Source organism: Waterburya agarophytonicola KI4 (assembly GCF_020640915.1).
GTDB lineage: Bacteria > Cyanobacteriota > Cyanobacteriia > Cyanobacteriales > Xenococcaceae > Waterburya > Waterburya agarophytonicola.
Window position 1 is genome coordinate 1 of sequence record NZ_JADWDC010000068.1, and the last position, 22,914, is coordinate 22,914.

Sequence of the window (22,914 nt, forward strand, 5' to 3'; positions counted from 1 at the left end):
CTCTCACCACCATAGCGAAAGCTTGGTGGTGAGAGGAATGCGCGAAGACAGATGAAAAAACGGGTAACTATAATTTTCCCCAAAACCGCAATTCAGATTCCTCTTACCTATCGCTTGGCAAAAGATTTTAATGTAGCAGCTAATATTATTCGCGCTCAAGTTGCACCCAATCAAATAGGCAAATTGGTAGTCGAGTTACAGGGAGATATCGATCAAATTGATGCTGCAATTGAATGGATGCGAATTAGAGATATTAGTGTTTATTCGGCTAGTGGTGAAATTGTTATTGATGAAGATCTTTGTGTAGACTGTGGATTGTGTACGGGAGTATGCCCGACTCAAGCTTTGATTTTAAATCCAGAAACCTTTAAGCTAGATTTTAGGCGATCGCGTTGTATTGTCTGCGAACAATGTATTCCTACTTGTCCCGTAGCAGCTATTTCTACGAATTTATAATCTTTGAGCCTTATTATCAGTTACTAAATAATTTAACAATTGCCACAGTTTGGGACTGTTAAAATCTTTGATAGTCATATTTGCCCCCGCACTAATGAGATCTGCTGAAGGATGGCTAGAAGTAATCCCAATTGTATAGATACCAGCCCCTACCGCCGAATGAATACCCGCAGCCGAATCTTCAAAAGCGATCGCTTTTGCTGGCTCAATCATTCCCAGACGGCTTAAAGCCAGTTGATAGGGAGCAGGATCTGGTTTTCCTGGGGGTGCATCTTTTGCCATAATTACCGTCGGAAATGTATCGGTAAGATGCAATACCTTCAGCATATAAACGGCATTATCGACTGGCGCATTGGTAACAACTGCTCTTTTGATGACGACATCATCTGTCAAACGCAACAACTTATCCAAACCAGGAGTTGGCTTGAGAGAATTAGCAACACGCCGATAGGTTTCTTCTTTCTCTGTAGCTAGTTTCCAAGCCTCTTCTAGAGTTAACTGGGGAATAATATCTTTAATTATCTTCGAGTTAGTTCTCCCAGAAATACGCTGCTGGTAAAAAGCGCGATCGATATCCAGATTAAACCTGATTAATATATCTTGCCAGACTGCAAAGTGAATCGAGTCTGTATCGGCTAAAGTCCCATCTAAATCAAATAATATTGCTTCTAACATTAATTTTTTACTACGATCTCAAAACGATTTTATCCGTAATTATTATTAACATTCCATTAGCAACATTTCTATATGTTTCCTCAATATATTTTCGTAGTATATATTTAAAGTGTGGGGGGAAATTTCGACATTCCCAGCTATGTTTTCTTTGATACTCTAAAATAAGAGATAAGAGCAGTTTAACCCAAATGAGAGTTGAATAGTCATGAGTTTTTCAGAACGCGATCTTAAAGACAAGCTAGATCAAATGGAAGCAGAAATCGATGGGAAAACTGCTTTCGATCCGTCACAATTTTCTTCTAAGTCTGTTTTTCCCCAAGTAGAAATTAATCCTTCTCCCCAAGTACAGGGTTGGATTGATTCTAGCAAGGCTTGGTTTGCTACCTTACCCCAAGTTGGGAAGGCTGCGGTGGCTATTGGTGGAGTTTGGTTGGGTTTTTCGATTCTGGGTGCGGTGTTGCACGTTGTTAGTAGTGTAGTTAGTATTGCCTTTGTGGGTTTGCTTTTGTATGTTGCCTATCGTTTGTTTAAGAAGTAAACTAACCATGAATTGGTTCGTCCATATTTAATACATCGTGACAATTTCTGTAATTGGTATTGGTTTGGATGCCAGAGATGGTTTGAATGCAAAGGTTGATCGAATTGTCGAGAGTGCTGCTATCTTAGCGGGAAGCAAACGTCATTTGAGTTATTTCCCCCAATATCAGGGGAAAAAGATTTATTTAACTAACTTGAAGAGAGGAATATATGAAATAGTCTCTTTAGTTTCAGATGGTTATTCTGTGGTTATTTTGGCTAGTGGCGATCCATTATTTTTTGGTTTGGGAAGATTGTTATTAGCCAATTTTCCACCAGAGCAAATTAATTTTTATCCTCATCTTAGCTCGATACAACTAGCTTTTAGTAGAGTTAAAATTCCCTGGCAAGATGCTTGTTTGGTCAGCCTTCACGGACGCAGTAACGATAAGTTAATTAAACTATTAAAACAAGGTCGAGAAAAGATTGCGTTACTCACGGATGATAATAATAATCCTGCTGCGATCGCGCGTCTGTACTTGTCTTTGGATTTGCCGATTAATTATGATTTTCATATCTGCGAAAACTTGGGAAATACGGACGAAAAAATAAGTTACTATAGTTTTGCCCAATTAAAAGAATTAACTATTTTAGATCGTGAAAACTTCTCATCTTTAAACGTTTTAATTTTAATTCGTCAAGCACAAACAGATAATTTAGAACTGGATAATTTACCCTTAATTGGATTGCCCGATAGTAGTTTTCTTAGTTTTGCAGATCGCCCTAGTTTAATTACCAAAAGAGAAATACGACTTGCTATTTTGGGGGAATTATCTCTACAGCCCAATCAAATAGTATGGGATATTGGTGCGGGTACAGGTTCGGTATCGATTGAGATAGCTCGTTTGTGTCCTACTTCTCAAATATTTGCGATCGAAAAAACTGGCATGGGTTCGACTTTGATTGCTAAAAATAGTCAAAGATTTCAAGTAAATAATATTAATAGTATTAATGCCAAAGCTCCTGAAGTATTATCTGATTTACCTCGTCCCAACCGAATTTTTATTGGAGGAAGTGGCGGTAATTTGATTGATATTTTAACTGTTTGCCAGGACAAAATTTTAGAAAAGGGAATAATAGTCATGGCATTTGCTACTGTAGAACATGGCTATCAAGCTCTTAATTGGTTGAGCAATAATTCTTGGCAATATCGTCTTCTACAACTGCAAATATCTCGCTCTACTCCTGTCAATCACCTCACTCGTTTGACACCCCTTAATCCCATTACGATTATCACTGTGGTTAATAGCGATCGATTCAATGATTCAAATAGACTCGACTAAAAAGTCTGTCTTTTGTTGACAAATAATCTTTTATCCTAGTTTAGGTTTAGGCTTGGAATATTCAGATATATTCAAATCTTCTCGGCTTAAAGCATCATACTGTTGAGCTTTCAGCTTGATAATATTAATGTTTTGACTAAAAATACTCCAAGCAAAGAGCAAGATAAAAGTATTCGCCCAAGTTTTAGAAAGATCTTCTAAAGACAATCTAGGAATCATTTCTCGCGGAAATGCACCATCTATTAATATCATCAAAGCAGAAAAAACTGCTGCTCCTAATAAGTAATTAATAGTTGTTCTGCTCCATTGTCGATAATTCCCCCAAGTCAAGATTAAGATGATTTCCACAACTCCCAAACCAGCAAGAATTAGAGCATCATTAATCCCCAAAACATGACCCAAATATTCGTGAATTAGAAAGCGATCGTCAAGACCCAAATAGCCAAAAAATACTACTTGCGATCGATAAAAATTTATATTTTGAGAATTGTTCTCTATAGAAGATAACGTAGCTAAAATAAGGCTAAAAATCAAAGCTGTTGCTAACAGTAAAAAAACAGATAAGCTGGTGTTTATAGCATAGAAAGGCACGCTACCTTGAATATCTATAAAGAAATTACGGACAAAATCTTGAGAAACCTTAACTTCTATGGATATTAGAATGACACAATATATTGTTAAAATGAAAAACCAAAAATAAGAATAATACTTTTTCATATATTTAGACGAGAGTCACTATGTTTTCGATCTATTATTATTAGCTTATATCTTAATAACGATAGAATTAATTGGTGCATTCTACGCATTCTACCCTATATGTTCTAAAAAAGTAATCTGCAAAATAAATATAAATTACTTTTATTTTGTTTTAGCGCAACTGCTTTTTAAAGCTAAGATAAATGCTTGATAAATAGCTGATAAAGATAGTGAAAATATTAGCAATAGTATTATAGAAAGCTAATACTTTTGGCTCTTCTAGAATAAGTATGATAAATTACTAGCAAAAGTGCCAATTTAAGAGAACTCTTCTTCTAAAATTGTCAAAGTTAGTTAACCCATAAGCCCTTCTCTTAATTAACTTAATTTTTTGATTTATTTCTTCAACTGCTCCTTGAGTTGTTCGATTGTCAAAATATGCTAAAATCTCGTCAATCCATCTTTTTATTGTTTGACAACTTTTGGGGAAATACTTATAAGATGATTCAGTCCATTCTACTATCTTCCAGAATGCTTCATCTCCTGTTATTTCACTTTCAAATATATCCCTTAGTTTCTCTTTTGTTTGATAAACAGCTATCAATTCAGGAGCAACTGTTTGCAGCTCCTTTAATTTCTCTTTTTCCGTTTCATTAAGAGTTTCTTTTTTCTTGAGCAAGGCATATTTACTCTTTTTGGCGTTGGTGAATGGGTAATGCCAAAAAGCTTAAAATAAGATTGTTTTCCACGACGAAAACCCTAAACTCAAAGGATATTCGCCCGAAGTTAAACAACTTTGTCTCAAAATGTATCTCAATGGTATAGGTTTTAGAGCGATCGCCAGAGTAACAGAAATTGACCACACAAGCATCATTAATTGGGTTGAACCTCCAAATATTTGGTATCTGTTCAAAACCCCTGAAGCTTTTATCAGTTGATACATTGACTGCTGTATTTAAAATGCCGGGAGGCAGACTTGAACTGCCGACACGAGGATTTTCAATCCTCTGCTCTACCACCTGAGCTATCCTGGCTCGCTTTTTATTGCGTCTAACTAATGTAGCAGACCAAATGTTTATTTTGCAACCCTAAAATTAAATTACTTTTTGAAAGTTTAAGCGATCTGCCAAGAGGAAAGATGTGGGCTTCTTCCTTATCTAAGCTAAACGGACTTATTAACAGAATATTATTAGTGGGATAGGTTCATTGCTTTTTAATCTCAAATCCAATCTTCATCGTCTTTGTTCAAGTTAATATCCGAATCAATTGATTTTTTGGAACTGTTGTTTGTTGATTCGCTACTAGAATTGCGTAGAGAAGGCGCAGTATCGGATTTATCCTTAGCATCGCGATATTTATAAGAATAATTAGAGCCAGAACGTTCGATGCTTTCTGGTGTCTGAGGAATTTCGTAGCTGCTAGAACTATACTTATCTTCAATGGTCGAATCCTCGATTCTGCTAGTAGATGTAGTATATTTATCGGATTTATCGTTTATGGGCGACCATTGGTTTCTATCCCTGTCAAAATCATTATGATTAGGATTAGGATTAGATTTTTGCCTTCCAGCACCAGAGTATCGATAGCGATTTAAAACCTGTCCTAATAAACTACTAACTAATCCTGCGATCGCAAATACTCCCATCCAAACTGCCAAAGGTAAGGCAGGGGTCTGATAAAGGCAGCTTTGGTTGGTGTCTGGACAGAGTAATTTAAGTGCTATCGGTTCTCGATTCTGTACTAACACAATGCCCAGTATAGCTACGATCAAAGCCAGCAAAACTAGTTTTAGACGACTCATAGATTTTTATCCTACTAAAATAAGATGAGTTTGGAACGGTCGATTAAATAAATATTAAATAAATTATGTTGTCATTCTACTTGCTTGTTCCAATCTGACATACTAGCTCCACAGTAATAAATAAGATTTTATCGAGCAAAATATTTTCTTAAAGAAATAATTAATTTCCTATCGACCAATAACTGATAAATTAACATTTGGTGAAAGTAAATTTAGTTAAAATCGCAAACCCAATGGTAAATATGCTGAAACCCAATGCCAAACCAGCTTTACTCGTATTAGCAGATGGGACTACTTATCACGGTTGGTCTTTTGGTGCGGAAGGTACTGCTGTGGGAGAGGTGGTTTTTAATACAGGAATGACAGGATATCAGGAGGTTTTAACCGATCCTAGTTATTCTGGTCAGATTATCACCTTTACCTATCCCGAACTAGGTAATACAGGAGTAAATCCCACAGACGAAGAATCCGATACTATTCAGGCAAAAGCTGTTATTGCTCGTAACGTAACTTATCGTCCGAGTAATTGGCGTTCTACTCAATCTTTACCTGAATATCTTCAAGAAAGAAACATTCCTGGTATCTATGGTCTTGATACTCGTTCTTTGACTAGAAAATTACGAGACTACGGGGCAATTAATGGAGGAATCTCTACAGAAATTCTTGACCCAGAAAGATTGCTCAATTTAGTTAAGAATGCACCAGATATGGCTGGTTTAAATTTGGTTAAAGAAGTAACTACCGAAAAAACCTATCAATGGTCGGAAGAAACTAAATCGGAATGGGAATTTGCCGAAAACATTTCGGGTGGAGATGACCCTTTAACAGTAGTAGCGATTGATTTTGGCGTCAAGCGCAATATTTTACGTCGCTTGGCTAGTTATAATTGCAATGTCATAGTCGTTCCTGCTGATACTCCTAGTGCTGAAATATTAGCTCATAACCCCGATGGAATCTTTCTCTCAAATGGCCCTGGAGACCCTGCTGCGGTTACTCAAGGTATTGCAACCACCAAAGAATTGTTAGAAGCGGGTAAGCCTACTTTTGGGATCTGTATGGGTCATCAAATTCTCGGCTTATCTTTGGGTGCGGAAACATTTAAGCTCAAATTTGGACATCGCGGTCTAAATCAACCCGCAGGGATGGAACAAACCCAGGTGGAAATTACCAGTCAAAATCATGGTTTTGCGATCGCCGAAGATTCTTTAGGGGCAGATGTAGAAATTACTCATATCAACCTTAACGATCGCACTGTAGCAGGTGTGCGTCACAAAACTCTGCCTTTCTTCTCGGTACAATATCATCCCGAAGCTAGTCCTGGCCCTCATGATGCTGATTATTTGTTTGCCAAATTTGTTAAATTAATGCAAGAAGCGAAAGGTTAAGTAATACGTTAGGGGCGAATTGCCGTTCGCCTATACACAAGTAATGAGTAAAAAAAAGTCAGAGAGTAAGACGAAAAAAGATAGCAAAGAAACTCAGAAACAGCCAAAAAAAACGAAAAAACTGAGTAAGAAGGTCTATGAACAAGAATTAGCCAAGCTACAAATAGAATTGGTTAAGTTACAAAGATGGGTGCAATACAAAGGTTTAAGAATTGTAGTGGTTTTTGAAGGAAGGGATGCAGCAGGAAAAGGTGGTGCAATTAAGCGCATCAGTGAATGCTTAAATCCTCGTGTTTGCAAAGTTGTAGCTCTGGGTACTCCAAGCGATCGCGAAAAAACTCAATGGTATTTTCAAAGATATGTCCCTCATCTCCCCGCAGCAGGAGAAATGGTACTGTTTGATCGCAGTTGGTATAACCGTGCGGGAGTGGAGAAGGTGATGGGCTTTTGTACTTATGACGAATATAACGAGTTTATGCGTTCTTGTCCCGAATTTGAAATTATGATCCAGCGATCGGGCATAATTTTAATTAAGTATTGGTTTTCTGTTAGCGATAAAGAACAAGAAAAACGCTTCCAAGATCGAATTAATAACCCGACAAAACGTTGGAAAATTAGTCCGATGGATTTGAAAGCCAGAGAAAAATGGGTAGACTATTCTAGAGCCAAAGATGATATGTTTGCTGCTACCGATATTCCCGAATCTCCTTGGAATGTAGTAGAAGCCGATGATAAAAAAAGAGCGCGACTAAACTTTATCAATCATCTTTTAAGCAGCGTACCCTATAAAGATTTGCCACCGAAAAAGATTGAATTGCCTCCCCGTCAAAAAGAAATAGAGTACGAACGTCCGCCATTAGATACTCAAAATTTTGTACCAGCTAAATATTGATTCTTTAGATTTTTGACTTTTTTAACTTAACTGAAAGCTCGACTAAACTTTGAGCAAAGCCATCAAATCTTTCTGATAGTTTGGTATCTTTTAAATTACCATCCGAGTCAAAAGCTTGCCACGCTTGTCCTATGGCAATTTGTTCGGGAATGACAAAACCGTGTACCCATCGCACAATAACTCTTAAGTCATTAAGGGCATTACTATTTGATTGTCCGCCCAAAACGCTAATTAGTCCTGTTGTCTTATCCGATAAGTGTTCAAAACTCATCAAATCCAACGCATTTTTGAGGACTCCACTAAGACTACCGTGATATTCTGGGGTCGCTAAAATCAAACCATCGGCATTCTTGACTGTTTCTCTCAAGGTTTCTACGTCTGGATATTCGGGATACTCACTTCCTCCATCGCAGAAAGGTAATTTCATTTCTCTAAGATCTAAAATTTTTACTTCTGCACCCAAAGCCCGCACTCGATCTGCGGCTTGTTTTAAGGCTAATGCACTATAAGAATCAGTACGAAGGCTTCCTATGATACCAACTATTTTTACCACGATTTATTCAACTCATACTCATTACGACTATGTATAAGTTAACAAATTTTAAGTTTGATCGACAAATTGACTCGAATTTTACACCTTCGGATAAGGAAACCTCAAGAGCGCGATTCTATAGCCGCAAAATAATTTGCAGACAGCATATCTCGCACTCACATTTACGCTCTAAGAATTAATATCACACCAAATTAATGATTATTTGGGGTTAGATTTTGCATTATCTTCATTGCGATCTATTTCAACCACCTCTATCTTTTGCAAATCAATTCCATTGTTTTCTTGTAATTGTTTTTGCAGTTCGCCCAAGCGTTTTATTTGACGAATAGGCAGATTGGCAGTCAAAGAAGTCATTCGTTGGTCGTTGGAAAGAGAAAACTCCATTTCCTCTCGATCCACTTCCACATATCGAGCTACTACGTCTAAAATTTCCTCGCGCATTGCCATCAACATATCTGAATTAATGCTAGCGCGATCGTGAGCAATAATCAGTTTTAAACGGCTTTTAGCGCAATCTTTGCTATTAGCATTGTTATTCCAGGGAAAAAGCATTTCCAGAAACCTGTTAATCGTATTTAGGATTGTCTGCATGAAAGGAAACAAACACGCTCAATGGTGTTGTCTACAAATATTTGATGTTTGTTTATTGGATTAAGTTGGTGGTGTTGATTAACCACCGAATATCTTGCGCAGACGAGACAATATATTGCCTTGATTTGCCAGTAAATCTAGGAAAGGGACTTTTTCTCCTTCCAAACGGCGGGCGATATTAGTATATGCGATCGCAGGAGTAGATTCATGTTCTCCCAAGACCAAAGGTTCGCCTCGGTTGGTAGATTCAATAACTTTTTCATCATCAGGAACAACCCCAATCAGAGGCACTCCCAATAACTCAAGTACATCTTCGACACTCATCATCTTATTTTCCTCAACCATGTGAGGTTTAACTCGATTGACGATGAGGCTAATTTTATTAACGCCTTCGGCTTCTAATAGTCCAATGACGCGATCTGCATCTCGCACCGCTGCCACTTCAGGAGTAGTAACGATTAATGCTTCTTGCGCTGCGGAAATAGCGTTACGGAAACCCAATTCAATACCCGCAGGACAGTCGATCAAAATGTAATCATAGCCTTTTGCTAGGGCAGTAGCTATTTTTTGCATTTGTTCTGGTCGAACTGCTTCTTTGTTACGGTTTTGAGCAGCAGGAAGCAACACTAAACCTTTGAGGCGTTTGTCTTTGACTAAAGCTTGAGCTAGGCGACATTCTCCTGCCAAGACATCGAGTGCCGTGTAAACGACTCTTTCTTCTAGTCCCAACAACAGGTCTAGATTTCTCAGTCCAAAGTCAGCATCAATGAGAGCTACTGAACGATTTTGTTTGGCTAATGCTGCTCCTAAGTTAGATGTGGTAGTAGTTTTACCTACTCCCCCTTTGCCAGAAGTAACAACAATTATACGACTCATATTGTTTACTTACGATTTGTGTAGCTATGGTTATTTTGCTTGATTGAATCTCAGGCGTATGGTTTGACCCGTCGAATCAGTCTATTGAAAGGCAAGGTTAACTATGCGCCTTTTTTTGACTTCTTGTAGGAACTGTTGGCCGTACGATCTATCCAGGCTCGCTTCAAAGACGAAAAAACATAATTTTTAGCAAATTCTGAATTTTTTGCCAATTTAATTCCGTCTGTAGTCATGAAAGCTAACTCTGGTGATAGATTCCTCGGTCTGATTTTGGGCGATCGCGCTACTGCGTCGGCTATACGCAGTTGAGTGAATTCCATTTGTAACGCAGCAATGCGAGACTGGTGGTTTCCTTGCGCTCCCGCATGAGCAATTCCCCGCAAACGACCCCAGACTAGGATATCTCCTGCGGCGATCGCTTTTCCTCCTGGATTCAAATCTCCACAGATGACGATTGTACCTGGATGGCGTATTTCTACTCCAGATCGCACTGTACTTTGTAAATAAAGCGGTTCTGCCAAAGTGGAAGATGGTACTTTTTTTACAGGAGTTAGAGTTTCAATTAGAGGATCGACAGATTGAATTTGTTCAACAGAGTAGCCACTAGTAGCAGCTACTACTGCCGTCTGCCTTCGGTTGGTGCTGATTTTTGACAAAGACAATTTCACATCATCGAGAGTTTCGGCAATAGTTTGTAATTGTCTGGCATCGAGCAACCGATCTTGAGCAACTAAACATACTTTTGTTCCGATTTGCCAAGATTGCTCCTTGGTTTGTAACAGATGTTTTAGCTCTTGCCAAGTTTCTGACCAAGGTAATTCTGAATTTATCTCTGCTTGGGTAGGTAGGATCAACAAAAGTTGATCGCCATCATTTTTGATGCCTATTTGCGAGTAGTGGTTAACAAGGGATGACGATGAGGGCAGATCGTCAGTTTTATCTAAGGAGATAGTAGGCTCGAAAGTCATGCATCCGTCCCGATCGTGCGTAAATCTACGTATATCTACTTTTGAGGTAGTTTTTACGCTTCACATACTAACGTAGATTTCCATTAATGAAATATTAGGAAAATCTTAAGCGCGACCACGCAGACACCAAACCGTCTCGATTTCCGACATTACCAGGGAACAATACCACGGGTAAATTAGGAAATTGGGCATGAGTCGGCTCGGTACGAATGACTGAACATCCTGGTAGAATTTGCCCTAAAAGCCTAGCTGAGGTCAAATTTAGCCCCACACTCAATACATCGTTGGAAGTAATACCTCCCTTGCTAATTAAAAAAGCGATCGATTTTGGTAATCCCTCGACCACATCCATTAACAAAGCGGAAACTTGTTCGCCAAATTCCAGACGTTGCTGAATATCAGTAAAACTCAACTCCTGGCGACTGGTGTAAACCACGGGAGTTTTTCCCGCTTCGAATACTTTTTTTACAGTATCCAAAGTTTCTTGAAGAATTATATCTTTTGCTGCGGGTCGATCGCGCAAACGGACGACATCCACTTTAATGCCTACCACCTCTTCCTCTTCTAACAACCGCTCTAACTGTTGAGTTGTTTTTTGGACGTGAGAACCTACTAAAACTACACCAGGCTTGTCAGTCGGCTTATAGCTGCTCATCTTTTCTGGTGCTGTAGGCTGTTGACCTAACTGCGCCAAAGAGGTTAATAAACTAGCAGCCGAACGAAATAAGAACCTTTTTCCCTTTCCCGTAGCAGTTAAAACTGCTTGTGCAAATAAATCGAAATCCGCTTGACTTTCCCCATCGACAACGACACATTGATTGCCAGTAAGTTGTAACAATTGATCGTCGATTTGACCGCCACGAATATCCTTTAAGGTAAATCGAACTACTTCAGGGGCTGTGATTCTTCCTTGAGTTTTTTCGGCTACGTAGTCGGGTAAATAGCTATGGTTGTAGCTAAATACAGAATCTCTAGCAAATTCTGTTTCCGCTACGGGAGTTTTGACTCCATCAATTAGCAGGTAGTGAATACTATCGATGGTAATTCTACCCCCCTCAAAAAAAGCTGGAGTCAAAAAGTGAGCGTCGAAATCCCCTAATTCGGAACTAATTACATCAGTCTCTATGGGATAGTGTCCCCGCAAAGTAGAATCAGAACGACTAACTACTAAAAAATCTTTGATATTCGTTTGGGCGATCGCAATTTTGAGATTGTGACAAACTTCTTGGGTTATTTCCGCTGCTTGGGTAGGAGTCATCGCCCGAGTATTGCTGAGAATAAATAAAATCGGAACGTCATCTAGCAAGCCTTGTTTGAGAGTCTCAACATCCCAGCGCAGCAATAACAAACAACTGTGTACGGTTTGCGATCCAGTAGGATCGTCGTCAAGAACAATTATTTTCGGTTGTGACTGATTCATATTTTTTTAACAAAACTTACATTTGTTTGTATTTTCTTAAACTAATTCTAAATTTTTTCTGCACTTCAACAAACTACGTTAAAATGCTGGCAAAAAGCGAAATGTCAGCCCCGTCGTTCGCAAAAATATATTTATTCGCTTAAAATAAACTCAACTTTTACGGTTTTGTTAATATTTTTTCGGCATTGTACAGTTGGGGGATGATTCGGATGGGAAGAAGATTAATGATTCACTCCTAACCACAACCATCCTATAAAGATGCAACTGCAAAGCCATTTTTTCTTACCCTTACTGTTGTCACTTACCAGGACGTTAAAGCCGTCCAGAGGAACTAATCTCAAATGCGAATCCCCCTCGACTATTACCGAATTCTGAGCGTACAGATCAAAGCAGACAACGAGCAATTAGAACAGTCTTATAAAGATCGCTTGTTGCAACAACCCCGTCGCGAGTATAACGAATATGCCATCCAATCCCGCCAGGCATTAATTCAAACAGCTTATCAAGTTTTATCAGATGCTGAAGCAAGAGCCGAATATGATGCTCAGTTTTTGCTCAATATGCAACCTGTAGAACCGTTGTCGATATCAGAAGAGGTTAGGGAAGAAAGGGAGGAGATTGAAACAAATGATGAAGAAAATGAGCCAACAACAGAAGCTGAATTGGTAATTCGCGATCGCGCCATTGTTGAAGTTCCCTTTGTTAATCCGACGATTGAAGTTCTTCCAACCCAGTTGGTAGGGGCTTTGTTGATTATGCACGAACTGGGGGAATACGAACTAGTTTTGACTCAAGGAATTGATTATTATAACAGTCAAGAATTTAGTCAGTTTCAGCAGAGAGCAGAAGAAGAAGAAAGTATTGCTACCCAAGAAAATATTATTTTGGCTTTGGCATTAGCCTATATGGAGTTGGGACGAGAACAATGGCATCGGCAAGAATATGAAACTGCTGCGATGTCGAGTCAGTTGGGTATAGATTTACTAGAGCAGGAAAATTTATTTCCTCAAGTCAAACAAGAATTAGAGTTAGATATATATAAATTGCGTCCCTATCGCGTTTTGGAACTCATTTCCCAAAATACGGTGGGTTCTGCTCCCAGAGCGATGGGATTTGGATTATTGCAAGAAATGCTGGTGCAGCGACAGGGAATTGAGGGTAAAGGAGAAGATAGCTCGGGGTTGGATTTTGATCGCTTTTTGTGTTTTATTCAACAATTAAGAACTTACCTGACCTCCGCCGAACAACAACAGCTATTCGATCGCGATACTCAAAATGATTCGGCGATCGCTAGTTATTTAGCGGTATACGCTCTTTTAGGGCGAGGATTTAGTCATAAACAGCCAGAATTAATTTTAAGAGCGCAACGTAAATTAGAATATCTCAGCGAAAAACAAGACGTGACTTGGGAACAAGCAGTGTGTTCTTTACTCTTAGGACATACAGAAAAAGCGATCGCCAAGGTTCATCTAACTCAAGACACCAGTAAACTAAATCAAATTCTGCAACATGCCCCTGGTAGTCCAGATTTATTACCAGGGATGTGTTTTTATAGCGAAAAATGGCTGCACGAAGATGTGTTGGCTCAATTTGTCGATCTAGATGCGATCGATTTGACTCTCAAAGAGTATTTTGGCGATCGCGAAGTTCAAGAATATTTAAACAAGTTAACTCCTTCTACTGTATTAGTTACGGCTGAAACTACCTCAGTTCCAACAACACCCTCTACATCTAGTATTGAAGGAGAAACCAATTCTCCACCCCAGGGTATTGGTATATTGTCTCGCTGGCGCAGCATCTTTAACGAGAAAACCAGATCGGAAACGGTTGTTTCGGCAAATCAGGTAATTCAAACTAGGTCTAAGTTAAATAGTTCGGGTACTGCTACCCTAGAGCGCAACCTGAAGCGATCGGGAGAGGTAACTAAACCTACAGGTAAGACGAATAAAACCAAAGCCAAATATCGTCAAACAACCCCTCTCAATCCTCAACATAAAAAGCCCTCTCCATCCCTCAACAGTCCCCATCAGCCTCAATCCATTTCTCTTCCTCTAGAACCCAAAACCAGAGCTGTTCCCGCATCAGTCATCTATAAAGCTCAAGGAAAAGCGAAACAGCAGAAAATGACCAGAAAGGGTAAGAAAAAAGCAAATTCCGCTACTCGTCTTAAAGGATGGTTATTTATCTTTGGCTTAATTTTTGGCGTGGGTGCGATCGGGTTTATCGCTACCAAGCTGTTTTTAAATCCCAGCCAGCAGAAGGCTGAAGCTCAACTAGCGATCGCCATTTCCAATCCTGCTATTGAGTTACCCTCAGTCAAGACAAAATCTGTTGTGGCAAAACCCAAGCTAACCATTACCCAACAGTCGAACCAAGCGATCAACCGATGGTTGGAGAGTAAATCCGCAGCCTTTGGTAAAGAACATCAAGTTGCCAAGCTACAAGATGCTCTAGCCGAACCATTGCTTAGTACTTGGCGCGATCGCGCGATCGCCTATCAAGAGGGCAATTTCTATCGGGAATATCAACACCAGATTAAAATGCGCTCGGCAAAAGTAGATCCTAATAATCCTAGAAAGGCACTGGTAGAGGCAGAAGTCAAGGAAACTGCTCAACACTATCAATCAGGCGAAATAGATAACACCCAATCCTACGATGATAATTTATTAGTGCGCTATCAGTTGATCCTGCAAAATGATAAATGGTTGATTCAGAACGCCGAGGTTTTGGAAACCCTTTAAAGATAGCCTTTAAATAGCTTTTAGACTGCGATGGAAAAACTTCCCTAATTATGAGAATCATTAGAGAAGTTTTATAGTTCTATTTATTGATAGCGATCGCTCAAGGCTATTCGGGCTTGTTCTCGATCGTCAAAGTGAATCTTTTCCGTACCCAATATTTGATAGTCCTCGTGTCCTTTTCCTGCAATTAATATTCCATCTCCCGATCGCGCATTTTTAATGGCAGTAGCGATTGCTTGAGCGCGATCGCTGATTACCGTGGACGTAGCTGTATCGGGTATTCCTGCCACCACATCTTTTAAAATCTGTTCAGGATTTTCAGTGCGGGGGTTATCAGAAGTGACTACCGCAACATCGGCTAATTCTGCTGCGATCTTACCCATTAGAGGGCGTTTGGTGCGATCGCGATCGCCTCCACAACCAAAGACGCAAATTGTTTTACCACTAATAAAAGGGCGAGATGCTTTGATTAAATTTGCCAAACTATCGGGAGTATGAGCATAATCGACAATTACAGTGATATCCTGACTGGGATCGACCTGTACTCGTTCCATTCTGCCTGGTACGCCAGCAAAATCAGCCAAACTGTCTGTGATAGTCTTCAGGTCTATTCCTAAGTGTAAAGCAGTTCCTGTTGCTGCTAGCAAATTGGCTAAATTAAATTGACCGACTAAGGGAGAATTAAACGCAATTTCTCCTACAGGAGTATGCAAAATACCTTTAACTCCTGTGGGTTGATAATCTAAATTGCTGGTATATAAATCCGCTTTGGGGTTAGTAACGCTATAAGTCCAAACTTTCTCAGTATTTAGACTATTAATCAATCTTTGACCGTAAGGATCGTCTAGATTAATAATGGCTTTTCCCTGGAGATATTCTTCACTAAACAATAGAGATTTAGCCTGGAAATAATCTTCCATATCCCGATGATAGTCGAGATGATCTTGGGTCAAGTTAGTAAAAACTCCCACTTCAAAACCGCAGCCTTTAACCCTACCTTGGGCTAAAGCATGGGAACTTACTTCCATCACCGCATATTTATTTCCTGCCGTTACTGCTTTGGCTAATTGAGACTGCAACTCTACTGCAAAGGGAGTGGTATGGGTGGCAGTTTTGCTATATCCCTGCCAACGAGTATAAAGAGTTCCAAATAAAGCAGTAGGACGTTGTGCTTGATGTAAAAAATACTCAATCAAATGGCTAGTGGTAGTTTTACCATTTGTGCCAGTTACCCCCACCGTACTTAGCTTGCTAGCAGGATAATCGTGAAAGGCTGCTGCGATCGCACTACAGATAGCAGTCATATCCTCGGTTTGAATTACACAGGCTTCTGGGGAGGGGGGTTGTTTGGTGGCAGCTTGGGGAGTTACTACGGCTGCGATCGCGCCTTGTCCTACGGCACTTTGCCAAAATTCTCCCCCGTCAACTCTTGTCCCTGGGATACCAATAAATAAATCTCCTGGTTGGCATCCGTGAGAATTGGTACAGACTCGATTAACCTCTAAATCCATCGCCGAATGTTCTGACTGGGGAAGATCGACTTTGGCTAATAGTTCGCGCAGCTTCATCATAATTATCTTCAAGATATAGGAACAGGTTCTATACTATATTTTGAAGATTTTTTAGCCGACAATTATTAAATTTTTCTGTAGCATTTGTTCTAGTTTAGCTACGGATGCTCTGGGAGATAGGCGAGGCAAGGGTTTTTCGCGATCGGGTAGTTTTTGACACAGCACTGGTATTTCATACTGATATGTCTCAAACCAATCTTCACGGGTAGTTATATCTCGTATTTCTAATTCAAAGGGAATATCTTTTACCTGGGCTAGTTTTTCTTGCAATCCTTGGCAGAGATGGCATTCTGGTTTGCTGTAGAGAATTAGGTACATAATTGTTTATTCTAAAATTGATTGTTCTAGGGATTGTTGTAAATCTTGAGTCATATCGGATACCGCTTGGCGACGATTGTTTTGATATTGTTCCCAGTAGTCGGCAATTTGTAATGAGGGCATAGCGGTAAGCTGTACCCATTTTTTGCCCAAATAAGGTGGTTTGATATTGGATTCTCCTTTTAGTTTGGCTACCATTTTCCATAAAAGTAAAACAGTATCTGCCAGTCTTTCTACGGTATACTTTTCCGCTACATAATGTCCCGTCACACTGACAAAGGTTTCTACCAAACGCATATGCCAAAGACGTAATTCTGCTTCAGATGCTACTAAATCCGCTAGTCCCCTAACGGCGGGGGCGAGTTCGGTTAGTTTATCTAAATCCTCGCGATAGATACGATTCCAGGCTGCTTGTTCTACTCGACGACAGCGATCGCTAATATTCCCATTGGGCTTAACGGCGAAAGATTGTTCTGCTACCTTTAACGCAGCATCTAATAAAGCGGGGAGACGACTCGACAATTCTCCCTCGGAGGTAGATATTTTTTGTTGATAGAATTTGCTATAAAATTCTTCCATTAAGGATAGAAGATATTCTGCTAGGGCGTACATTCTGCCGTAAAGATCCGCTTCTTGGCTTGGGGAGAGAGTAATGCCATTGGTTAATCCCATTGTCTCGGCGGGAGTTTGTTTGAAACCGCTATCTACTTCCAGGTTTGATAGTAGCTGTTCTAAATATTGCCAGGGTGCTGTTTTATAAAAGTATCTTATCCCCAATGGTGCGATCGCGACGGCTTCTTCTCTTCCTACCTTAATTAAATCTTCCTGACACCAAAACCCGAATTGAGCGATACCAGGTTCGATGGGGCTGACTACCTCATTATGACCGTTGGTAGCACCTTCTGGGGCAGCAGCCATGGGAAAATCGCCGTTAACAAATAAATCGCGAATCGATCGCAAACCCACCCGATCTAAAGCACCGCGACGAATGGGAGTACTCCCCAATTTGGATATAATCCAGCCTACCTTATCCCCCGCCCAGAGAGGAATACCGCGATCGTAAATAAAGTGTAGGTGAACGGGGGATTTTAACTTTACGTCTTGCTGTTTGGCTATTTGGGGTAGCTGATTCCAAAAGAGTTGAGCAATACAAGGAGGATCTGTCACAGCAGGATGGCGGAATGCCAGCATAAAGCGCGTTTTTCCCTGCTGAAATTCTTCGTATAACCGAATTAATTCCGTGGAATTATCTATTTTGACATCTACAATATCGTGATTGTACCCTAACCATAATGGCAGTATTCTCTTTGCTGCTTGCCAAACAAGAGGATTATAGGCTGGTGGGATAAATTCCAAAGATGGTTGAGCTTGGGTCATTATGGTTGCGGTACGGATTATTCTTTCTTATTCATAACATCAATGCCCTGGAACAGCATAAACAAACCACTGATGACAATAAATAGAGCAATTCCGCCAAATACTAGGTCTGTCCAGTTACCATTTTCCATTGCTTCAACTCAAATTTAATATAAAATACCAAAGATATTATCTACTTTTTGATTACTTCCTTAACTAATAATGTTTCGAGTTATAACGCCTGGTTTTAACCAACAATACGAACGCTGGACAGATGCTCTCAATCAAGCTAATTCTTTGATACCTAACTGCAAGGGTTTATTTAAAGATATTCGTATTTACTATGGAGAGAATTTGATTTGGCTTTATAGTCGCTCTCATAAATATCCTCAATATATTGGTGCGGGAGTTTATGATAAATTGGCGAAATTGTTTTTAGTAGAAGCAATGGAAGAATCAGGCGATCGCAATGAAAAAAAAGAATCAAACAATTGAATATACTGCCAAATTATCTTTGATAAGTTAATTATTATCTCGCAAGAGGAAAATGACTACCTAATTAGGCAAAATCGAAGGTGAGGTTAACCCAGAAGATGTATCGGGATGGATTGATGAGAGTTATTTAAAAACAGCGATGACTGAACAAGGTCTAGATTACGACCAGGTAATTGCCGAGGCAGAGAACTATGTAATCAGCGGTAAAGATGCCTTGACAGGAGAAGAAATAACCGAACCGAAAATGGCTGCCCAGCTATGGATTCAGGGAGAAGAGACAGTAACTAGTTTTGCTTCTATTGGTAACATGATGGAAATGTTGCCCAAACTAAGAGCAGAAGGGCAAGCTGCTGACGTAATGTTTGTTCACGATCGCAATAATGGCTGGAAACTGTTTGCGGAGAATTCTTACTACGTGAATAACGGTGATGGGGTTTCTGCTTTCTTGCTCAAAGAAGATGCTAATCAATATGCAGCTTCCTCTGGAGGACAAGTGACAGCATTTAAGGAGTTACAGGCAACTTACGCTCAACAAAACGCACCTACTCCAGTTGGGGCAGCTAAGTAAGTAATAAGTAATAAGTAATAAGTAACAAGTAACAAGCAATAAGTAAATTGACTTTCTACTGTTACTTACTGCTGAAAAAGTCCTCTCCCTGCTCTCCAATTTTTTAGCAAGATGACTAGTTTAACTAAAAGCTCTCTGGATCGAGATTCCCGTTTCTCAATAAGTAAGATTTTTCGACTAAATAAATTGGGGCGGAGAATTCTTTCTCTAGTAATCTTTTTTGGAATGTGGCAATTTCTCTGTGCCATTCAGTTCCAATTTTTTATCAATTTCAATTTTTTACCCACACCAATAGAAGTAGTTAAAGCTTCCTGGGAGTTTTTTCATGACGATCCTTGGGTACATTTTCAATCGAGCATTTTAAGGGTATTACTGGGTTATGCGATCGCATCTTTTTTGGGAATCATCTTAGGCATCTTAATTGGTGCGTGGCAAAAAGTTGACGATTTTCTGTCTCCCCCATTGGAACTATTACGTCCGATACCCGCTGTAGCCTGGATTCCCCTGGCAATTTTGATGTTTCCTACTGCCGAAGCAGGCATGATTTTTATTACCTTTGTCGGGGGCTTTTTCCCTGTCCTCATCAGCACTATCAAGGGAGTGGAAAGTACGATTAACGATACGGTTTTAGTTAGGGTAGGACAGTGTTTGGGGGCAAAATCCTGGCATATCTTTAAAGATATTGTGATTCCTGGAGCATTACCTAGTATTGCTAGCGGTTTAGTAATCGGTATGGGTAATGCCTGGTTTTGTCTGGTAACTGCCGAGATTTTAGCAGGACGCTATGGTGTGGGCTATATTACCTGGGAATCTTATGTCACTTCTAACTATCCACCGATTGTGATGGGAATCCTCTTGATTGGACTGATGGGTGCATTGAGTTCTTGGGCGGTTAGTCGGCTGACTTCAGCTTTGATGCCTTGGCGATCGATTAAGAAACAAGATACTTAGATTTTTAAAATTAATAATTAATAGTTTAATAATCAATCATGCAAGAAATCGCAGTAGAGTCACAGCCCTTAACTCAATTGACTTATGGATTAGTAGAAGTACAAGATTTGTCCGTTTGTTTTACTGACAAGAGTCAGAATATAAACACTGTTGTAGATAAGATTAATTTTACTGTCGAACCTGGTTCTTTTGTATGTCTGTTGGGACCTTCTGGTTGTGGTAAGTCAACGGTACTGAATACTATTGCAGGTTTTATTAAGCCTACGAAAGGAAAGATCTTAGTCGATGAGCAAGCTGTTACTAAGCCAGGTGCAGATCGAGGTTTTGTGTTTCAGCAATATTCCTTGCTTCCCTGGAAAACAGTTTTTCAAAACGTTGAGTTTGGACTACGAATTAAAGGCATTGCTAAAGCAAAGCGTCAGGAATTGGTTGCAGAATATCTAAATCGAGTCGGGCTATATAATCGCCGTGATTCTTTTCCTCATCAACTTTCAGGAGGAATGAAACAAAGAGCTAGTATTGTCAGAGCGTTAATTAATTCTCCTTCAGTATTATTAATGGATGAGCCATTTAGTGCCTTAGACGCTCAAACCCGCCACATGATGCAAGAGTTGTTGATGGAGATTTGGCAAGATTTTAAAACAACAGTTATCTTCGTTACCCACGATATTGAAGAAGCTGTATTACTAGGCGATCGCATTTTGGTTATGGGAGTCAATCCAGGACATATCAAAGAAGATATTGCGATCGACCTTAAGCGTCCTCGTCATATTGATGACACTCTTACTCCAGAATTCATTCAAATCAGTCGTCAAGTATTAGCAACTATCCGCGAGGAAACTTTAAAAAGCATGGAATGTTAAAGATCGCGATCGCAGATAACTTAATTATCAAATCTAGAATTTTCTTTTAACCATAAGGCGATCGATTCCTGAGTTTCCTTATTCATAGTCAAGCCTTCCATTTTGACCACTACTTCCATCTCGTCTACTTCCAGCCAATAGTTATTCAAACCAAGGAAGGTATACATGACCATAAAAGCAGTTCTTTTATTCCCATCAATGAAAGGATGATTATTCGCTAAACCATAGCCATATGCTGCTGCCAAATCGAAAATTGTCGGATCGCCATAAGCAAAAAGATGTTTTGGTCTAGCTAAACTCGCGCCTAATAAATTATCATCTCTGATACCTAGAGTTCCACCGTGTTGCGCTAGCTGATCTTCGTGGATAGCTAAAACTATTCTTTCTGCAACCCAAGTTGGTTCTTTCATTAAGCCAATTCTTTCATTGCATTTCTATATTTATGGCTGCCCTGTTTATAAATAGCCATCGCTTTTTCAAATTCAGGATCGTAGGCAGAAAGTTTCACCCCGTCAGGAGTTTCTGTTACAAAAACCGTATCTCCTTCGGCAACTCGTAATTTTTCTAATATTTCTTTGGGTATTGTTGCGCCAAGGGAATTACCAACTTTGCGGATTTTGATTTTATACATAGTTTTTGGCTTGAGTAATACAAATATTATAACTAATTCACAATAAGATGCGATCACTCTCTAGATCTAAAATTAGATTACTCTGGTGAATTAACTTCAGGAGATCGCTCCAAAACATTCTGTAATAGATTTGCAATATCTTGCAATTGTTCTGGTTTATTTTTAACAATCCATTCAGTGAGTTTAACGGAGTGAGTGGTTTTTCTGTAAATAACCTTGCCACCTGAGAAGTATTTGAAAAGATTTTCTAACAATCTAGCAGCGTGTTCTTTTTTTAACCAATAGTCATCTGTTAAATTTTCTTCTTTTTCTCCTTTCCTAATCTTGTTAGCTATCCAATTTTGTTTTTGCTCTGATATCCACTGTTCAATTTCCAAAACACTTATAGTTCCATCTCTAAAATTATATTGATTGGCGATCGCAGTTATTGCTTCTGGAACGAGTAGATAATTTTCATACATACACCGACCTAGAAAATGTAGTTTATCTCCACTTCTTTTCTTTAAATCAGTAATGTTTTGGTCTGACTTATTCTCATTGTCAAAAACAAACCCAATCGCAGGAGGTAATAGAGCCTTTCCTCCACTAAGGCGATCGTAAATATCAAAAATAATTTCCGATTTTTTACCTTCAAGATCCCCTGTATTTTTTACCGCTAGAATCTGCGTACCACGAAGAGGAATTTGAGATACCTTCCTTAATATCATAGGAAAACAGCGTTCTTCCGTAGGACCTTCAACCCACAAAATATTATCCGAACCAAATACATCAGATAAATGAACTCCCACTTCATCTAAAAGCGATCGCATTTCATCGGAATCATCAGAAGATATGCATATAGGCTTTGCTTCCTAATCTTGGTATTTAAGCAGAGTAATAGTTGAAGGATTAGCAGCAGAAATAATACTGGGTGAATGAGTAGAAATAAAGTATTGATGTTGAGGAAAGTCTTGTAATATCTCTATTAGTTTTCTTGCTGCGCCAGGATGGAGAAAAGACTGAGGTTCATCAATAATAATGGTTCGCGGTTCTTTTGATGTAATGACAACATATAAAATTGCCAATACTTGAGAAACACCAGTACCACAGGCTTCTAGAGGAAATGCCAAATCATCTCTATCTGTTTCTGGATCTATTGACCATATTCTTAGTTCTACCTCATTTTTATCATCATTTATAATCGGTCTAGTACTCAATACTTCTTGTTTAAGGATTAAGCAGTGCTAATAATCGAAAAAGTAAGCTGTT

Annotated in this window: 25 protein-coding genes, 1 tRNA gene and 2 pseudogenes; 11 read left to right on the forward strand and 17 right to left on the reverse strand. The window is 39.3% G+C overall.

What is annotated here, in order from left to right:
* Window positions 1–51 precede the first annotated feature (51 nt).
* A complete protein-coding gene (locus I4641_RS19275) occupies window positions 52–456 on the forward strand; it encodes an NIL domain-containing protein (protein WP_229642212.1) in 405 nt (134 codons plus the stop codon).
* Here the strand turns inward: I4641_RS19275 and I4641_RS19280 are convergent.
* Window positions 451–1,131, reverse strand: a complete 681-nt coding sequence (locus I4641_RS19280; RefSeq protein WP_229642213.1) for an HAD family hydrolase — start codon at window positions 1,129–1,131, stop codon at window positions 451–453. The two genes, I4641_RS19275 and I4641_RS19280, sit on opposite strands and share 6 nt — an antisense overlap.
* 205 nt (window positions 1,132–1,336) lie before the next feature.
* On the opposite strand from I4641_RS19280, the gene I4641_RS19285 reads away from it, so the two are divergent.
* Complete coding sequence (locus I4641_RS19285; protein WP_229642214.1) at window positions 1,337–1,669, forward strand: hypothetical protein; 333 nt, start codon at window positions 1,337–1,339, stop codon at window positions 1,667–1,669.
* A gap of 37 nt (window positions 1,670–1,706) precedes the next feature.
* On the forward strand, window positions 1,707–2,990 hold the full coding sequence (gene cbiE, locus I4641_RS24295; protein ID WP_229642215.1) for a precorrin-6y C5,15-methyltransferase (decarboxylating) subunit CbiE: 1,284 nt from the start codon (window positions 1,707–1,709) through the stop codon (window positions 2,988–2,990).
* A gap of 30 nt (window positions 2,991–3,020) precedes the next feature.
* On the opposite strand, the gene I4641_RS19295 is transcribed toward cbiE, so the two are convergent.
* Both I4641_RS19295 and I4641_RS19300 read right to left on the reverse strand, forming a co-directional pair.
* Window positions 3,021–3,707: a DUF8692 domain-containing protein gene (locus I4641_RS19295; protein WP_229642216.1), complete on the reverse strand. Its 687-nt coding sequence runs from the start codon at window positions 3,705–3,707 to the stop codon at window positions 3,021–3,023.
* Between the two features lie 280 nt (window positions 3,708–3,987).
* Window positions 3,988–4,374, reverse strand: a pseudogene (locus I4641_RS19300) (ISL3 family transposase); the annotation flags it as partial.
* A 79-nt stretch (window positions 4,375–4,453) separates the two neighbouring features.
* Between I4641_RS19300 and I4641_RS19305 the strand changes: the two are divergent.
* Window positions 4,454–4,573: pseudogene (locus I4641_RS19305) on the forward strand (IS1 family transposase); the annotation flags it as partial.
* 74 nt (window positions 4,574–4,647) lie between these two features.
* Here I4641_RS19305 and I4641_RS19310 read toward each other — a convergent pair.
* A tRNA-Phe gene (locus I4641_RS19310) sits at window positions 4,648–4,720 on the reverse strand.
* 185 nt (window positions 4,721–4,905) lie between these two features.
* Window positions 4,906–5,487 (reverse strand): LapA family protein, encoded by a 582-nt coding sequence (locus I4641_RS19315; RefSeq protein ID WP_229642218.1) that lies wholly within the window; start codon window positions 5,485–5,487, stop codon window positions 4,906–4,908.
* Window positions 5,488–5,729: 242 nt separating this feature from the next.
* On the opposite strand from I4641_RS19315, the gene carA reads away from it, so the two are divergent.
* A complete protein-coding gene (gene carA / locus I4641_RS19320; RefSeq protein ID WP_229642219.1) occupies window positions 5,730–6,872 on the forward strand; it encodes a glutamine-hydrolyzing carbamoyl-phosphate synthase small subunit in 1,143 nt (380 codons plus the stop codon).
* A gap of 43 nt (window positions 6,873–6,915) precedes the next feature.
* Entirely contained in the window at window positions 6,916–7,764 is an 849-nt protein-coding gene (gene ppk2, locus I4641_RS19325) for a polyphosphate kinase 2 (RefSeq protein WP_229642220.1), read from the forward strand.
* A 4-nt stretch (window positions 7,765–7,768) separates the two neighbouring features.
* On the opposite strand, the gene I4641_RS19330 is transcribed toward ppk2, so the two are convergent.
* The 5 genes from I4641_RS19330 to I4641_RS19350 form a co-directional block, all read right to left on the reverse strand.
* Window positions 7,769–8,317, reverse strand: a complete 549-nt coding sequence (locus I4641_RS19330) for an NADPH-dependent FMN reductase (RefSeq protein WP_229642221.1) — start codon at window positions 8,315–8,317, stop codon at window positions 7,769–7,771.
* A 198-nt stretch (window positions 8,318–8,515) separates the two neighbouring features.
* On the reverse strand, window positions 8,516–8,869 hold the full coding sequence (gene minE / locus I4641_RS19335) for a cell division topological specificity factor MinE (RefSeq protein ID WP_229642222.1): 354 nt from the start codon (window positions 8,867–8,869) through the stop codon (window positions 8,516–8,518).
* A 117-nt stretch (window positions 8,870–8,986) separates the two neighbouring features.
* Complete coding sequence (minD, locus tag I4641_RS19340; RefSeq protein ID WP_229642223.1) at window positions 8,987–9,784, reverse strand: septum site-determining protein MinD; 798 nt, start codon at window positions 9,782–9,784, stop codon at window positions 8,987–8,989.
* A gap of 101 nt (window positions 9,785–9,885) precedes the next feature.
* Window positions 9,886–10,752: a septum site-determining protein MinC gene (gene minC, locus I4641_RS19345; RefSeq protein ID WP_229642224.1), complete on the reverse strand. Its 867-nt coding sequence runs from the start codon at window positions 10,750–10,752 to the stop codon at window positions 9,886–9,888.
* Window positions 10,753–10,846: 94 nt separating this feature from the next.
* Complete coding sequence (locus tag I4641_RS19350; RefSeq protein WP_229642225.1) at window positions 10,847–12,172, reverse strand: four-carbon acid sugar kinase family protein; 1,326 nt, start codon at window positions 12,170–12,172, stop codon at window positions 10,847–10,849.
* A gap of 341 nt (window positions 12,173–12,513) precedes the next feature.
* Here I4641_RS19350 and I4641_RS19355 point away from each other — a divergent pair, with 341 nt between their 5' ends.
* Entirely contained in the window at window positions 12,514–14,913 is a 2,400-nt protein-coding gene (locus I4641_RS19355) for an IMS domain-containing protein (RefSeq protein ID WP_229642226.1), read from the forward strand.
* An 83-nt stretch (window positions 14,914–14,996) separates the two neighbouring features.
* Here the strand turns inward: I4641_RS19355 and I4641_RS19360 are convergent, their stop codons facing one another.
* The 3 genes from I4641_RS19360 to I4641_RS19370 are packed head-to-tail and all read right to left on the reverse strand — an operon-like array spanning window position 14,997 to window position 18,179.
* On the reverse strand, window positions 14,997–16,481 hold the full coding sequence (locus tag I4641_RS19360; protein ID WP_369426845.1) for a UDP-N-acetylmuramoyl-L-alanyl-D-glutamate--2,6-diaminopimelate ligase: 1,485 nt from the start codon (window positions 16,479–16,481) through the stop codon (window positions 14,997–14,999).
* A gap of 54 nt (window positions 16,482–16,535) precedes the next feature.
* Window positions 16,536–16,802, reverse strand: a complete 267-nt coding sequence (locus I4641_RS19365; protein ID WP_229642228.1) for a glutaredoxin family protein — start codon at window positions 16,800–16,802, stop codon at window positions 16,536–16,538.
* A 6-nt stretch (window positions 16,803–16,808) separates the two neighbouring features.
* Window positions 16,809–18,179, reverse strand: a complete 1,371-nt coding sequence (locus I4641_RS19370) for a lysophospholipid acyltransferase family protein (protein WP_229642229.1) — start codon at window positions 18,177–18,179, stop codon at window positions 16,809–16,811.
* Between the two features lie 201 nt (window positions 18,180–18,380).
* Between I4641_RS19370 and I4641_RS19375 the strand changes: the two genes are divergently transcribed.
* The 4 genes from I4641_RS19375 (at window position 18,381) to I4641_RS19390 (ending at window position 21,035) form a co-directional block, all read left to right on the forward strand.
* On the forward strand, window positions 18,381–18,653 hold the full coding sequence (locus I4641_RS19375) for a hypothetical protein (protein WP_229642230.1): 273 nt from the start codon (window positions 18,381–18,383) through the stop codon (window positions 18,651–18,653).
* Between the two features lie 139 nt (window positions 18,654–18,792).
* Entirely contained in the window at window positions 18,793–19,221 is a 429-nt protein-coding gene (locus I4641_RS19380; protein WP_229642231.1) for a hypothetical protein, read from the forward strand.
* 111 nt (window positions 19,222–19,332) lie between these two features.
* Window positions 19,333–20,172 carry an ABC transporter permease gene (locus tag I4641_RS19385; protein ID WP_229642232.1) on the forward strand — a complete coding sequence of 280 codons (840 nt, stop codon included), beginning with the start codon at window positions 19,333–19,335 and terminating at the stop codon, window positions 20,170–20,172.
* A gap of 38 nt (window positions 20,173–20,210) precedes the next feature.
* Window positions 20,211–21,035, forward strand: coding sequence for an ABC transporter ATP-binding protein (locus I4641_RS19390; RefSeq protein WP_229642233.1), 825 nt, complete (start codon window positions 20,211–20,213; stop codon window positions 21,033–21,035).
* Between the two features lie 20 nt (window positions 21,036–21,055).
* On the opposite strand, the gene I4641_RS19395 is transcribed toward I4641_RS19390, so the two are convergent.
* The 4 genes from I4641_RS19395 to I4641_RS19410 form a co-directional block, all read right to left on the reverse strand.
* The gene (locus tag I4641_RS19395; protein WP_229642234.1) at window positions 21,056–21,445 is read right to left on the reverse strand and encodes a type II toxin-antitoxin system death-on-curing family toxin; all 390 of its coding nucleotides are present in this window, start codon (window positions 21,443–21,445) and stop codon (window positions 21,056–21,058) included.
* A complete protein-coding gene (locus I4641_RS19400) occupies window positions 21,445–21,666 on the reverse strand; it encodes an AbrB/MazE/SpoVT family DNA-binding domain-containing protein (RefSeq protein WP_229642235.1) in 222 nt (73 codons plus the stop codon). Before I4641_RS19400 ends, I4641_RS19395 begins: the two co-directional genes overlap by 1 nt.
* 77 nt (window positions 21,667–21,743) lie before the next feature.
* Entirely contained in the window at window positions 21,744–22,475 is a 732-nt protein-coding gene (locus tag I4641_RS19405; RefSeq protein ID WP_229642236.1) for a hypothetical protein, read from the reverse strand.
* A gap of 42 nt (window positions 22,476–22,517) precedes the next feature.
* Window positions 22,518–22,862 carry an AAA family ATPase gene (locus tag I4641_RS19410; RefSeq protein ID WP_229642237.1) on the reverse strand — a complete coding sequence of 115 codons (345 nt, stop codon included), beginning with the start codon at window positions 22,860–22,862 and terminating at the stop codon, window positions 22,518–22,520.
* Window positions 22,863–22,914 lie beyond the last annotated feature (52 nt).

Bases quoted from the DNA above. Each gene is read 5' to 3' on its own strand.
- I4641_RS19275 (WP_229642212.1), top strand. From the start codon at position 52: ATGAAAAAACGGGTAACTATAATTTTCCCCAAAACCGCAATTCAGATT.
- I4641_RS19280 (WP_229642213.1), bottom strand. From the start codon at position 1,131: ATGTTAGAAGCAATATTATTTGATTTAGATGGGACTTTAGCCGATACA.
- I4641_RS19285 (WP_229642214.1), top strand. From the start codon at position 1,337: ATGAGTTTTTCAGAACGCGATCTTAAAGACAAGCTAGATCAAATGGAA.
- I4641_RS19295 (WP_229642216.1), bottom strand. From the start codon at position 3,707: ATGAAAAAGTATTATTCTTATTTTTGGTTTTTCATTTTAACAATATAT.
- I4641_RS19315 (WP_229642218.1), bottom strand. From the start codon at position 5,487: ATGAGTCGTCTAAAACTAGTTTTGCTGGCTTTGATCGTAGCTATACTG.
- carA (WP_229642219.1), top strand. From the start codon at position 5,730: ATGCTGAAACCCAATGCCAAACCAGCTTTACTCGTATTAGCAGATGGG.
- ppk2 (WP_229642220.1), top strand. From the start codon at position 6,916: ATGAGTAAAAAAAAGTCAGAGAGTAAGACGAAAAAAGATAGCAAAGAA.
- minE (WP_229642222.1), bottom strand. From the start codon at position 8,869: ATGCTTTTTCCCTGGAATAACAATGCTAATAGCAAAGATTGCGCTAAA.
- minD (WP_229642223.1), bottom strand. From the start codon at position 9,784: ATGAGTCGTATAATTGTTGTTACTTCTGGCAAAGGGGGAGTAGGTAAA.
- minC (WP_229642224.1), bottom strand. From the start codon at position 10,752: ATGACTTTCGAGCCTACTATCTCCTTAGATAAAACTGACGATCTGCCC.
- I4641_RS19350 (WP_229642225.1), bottom strand. From the start codon at position 12,172: ATGAATCAGTCACAACCGAAAATAATTGTTCTTGACGACGATCCTACT.
- I4641_RS19355 (WP_229642226.1), top strand. From the start codon at position 12,514: ATGCGAATCCCCCTCGACTATTACCGAATTCTGAGCGTACAGATCAAA.
- I4641_RS19360 (WP_369426845.1), bottom strand. From the start codon at position 16,481: ATGAAGCTGCGCGAACTATTAGCCAAAGTCGATCTTCCCCAGTCAGAA.
- I4641_RS19365 (WP_229642228.1), bottom strand. From the start codon at position 16,802: ATGTACCTAATTCTCTACAGCAAACCAGAATGCCATCTCTGCCAAGGA.
- I4641_RS19370 (WP_229642229.1), bottom strand. From the start codon at position 18,179: ATGACCCAAGCTCAACCATCTTTGGAATTTATCCCACCAGCCTATAAT.
- I4641_RS19375 (WP_229642230.1), top strand. From the start codon at position 18,381: ATGTTTCGAGTTATAACGCCTGGTTTTAACCAACAATACGAACGCTGG.
- I4641_RS19380 (WP_229642231.1), top strand. From the start codon at position 18,793: ATGACTGAACAAGGTCTAGATTACGACCAGGTAATTGCCGAGGCAGAG.
- I4641_RS19385 (WP_229642232.1), top strand. From the start codon at position 19,333: ATGACTAGTTTAACTAAAAGCTCTCTGGATCGAGATTCCCGTTTCTCA.
- I4641_RS19390 (WP_229642233.1), top strand. From the start codon at position 20,211: ATGCAAGAAATCGCAGTAGAGTCACAGCCCTTAACTCAATTGACTTAT.
- I4641_RS19395 (WP_229642234.1), bottom strand. From the start codon at position 21,445: ATGAAAGAACCAACTTGGGTTGCAGAAAGAATAGTTTTAGCTATCCAC.
- I4641_RS19400 (WP_229642235.1), bottom strand. From the start codon at position 21,666: ATGTATAAAATCAAAATCCGCAAAGTTGGTAATTCCCTTGGCGCAACA.
- I4641_RS19405 (WP_229642236.1), bottom strand. From the start codon at position 22,475: ATGCGATCGCTTTTAGATGAAGTGGGAGTTCATTTATCTGATGTATTT.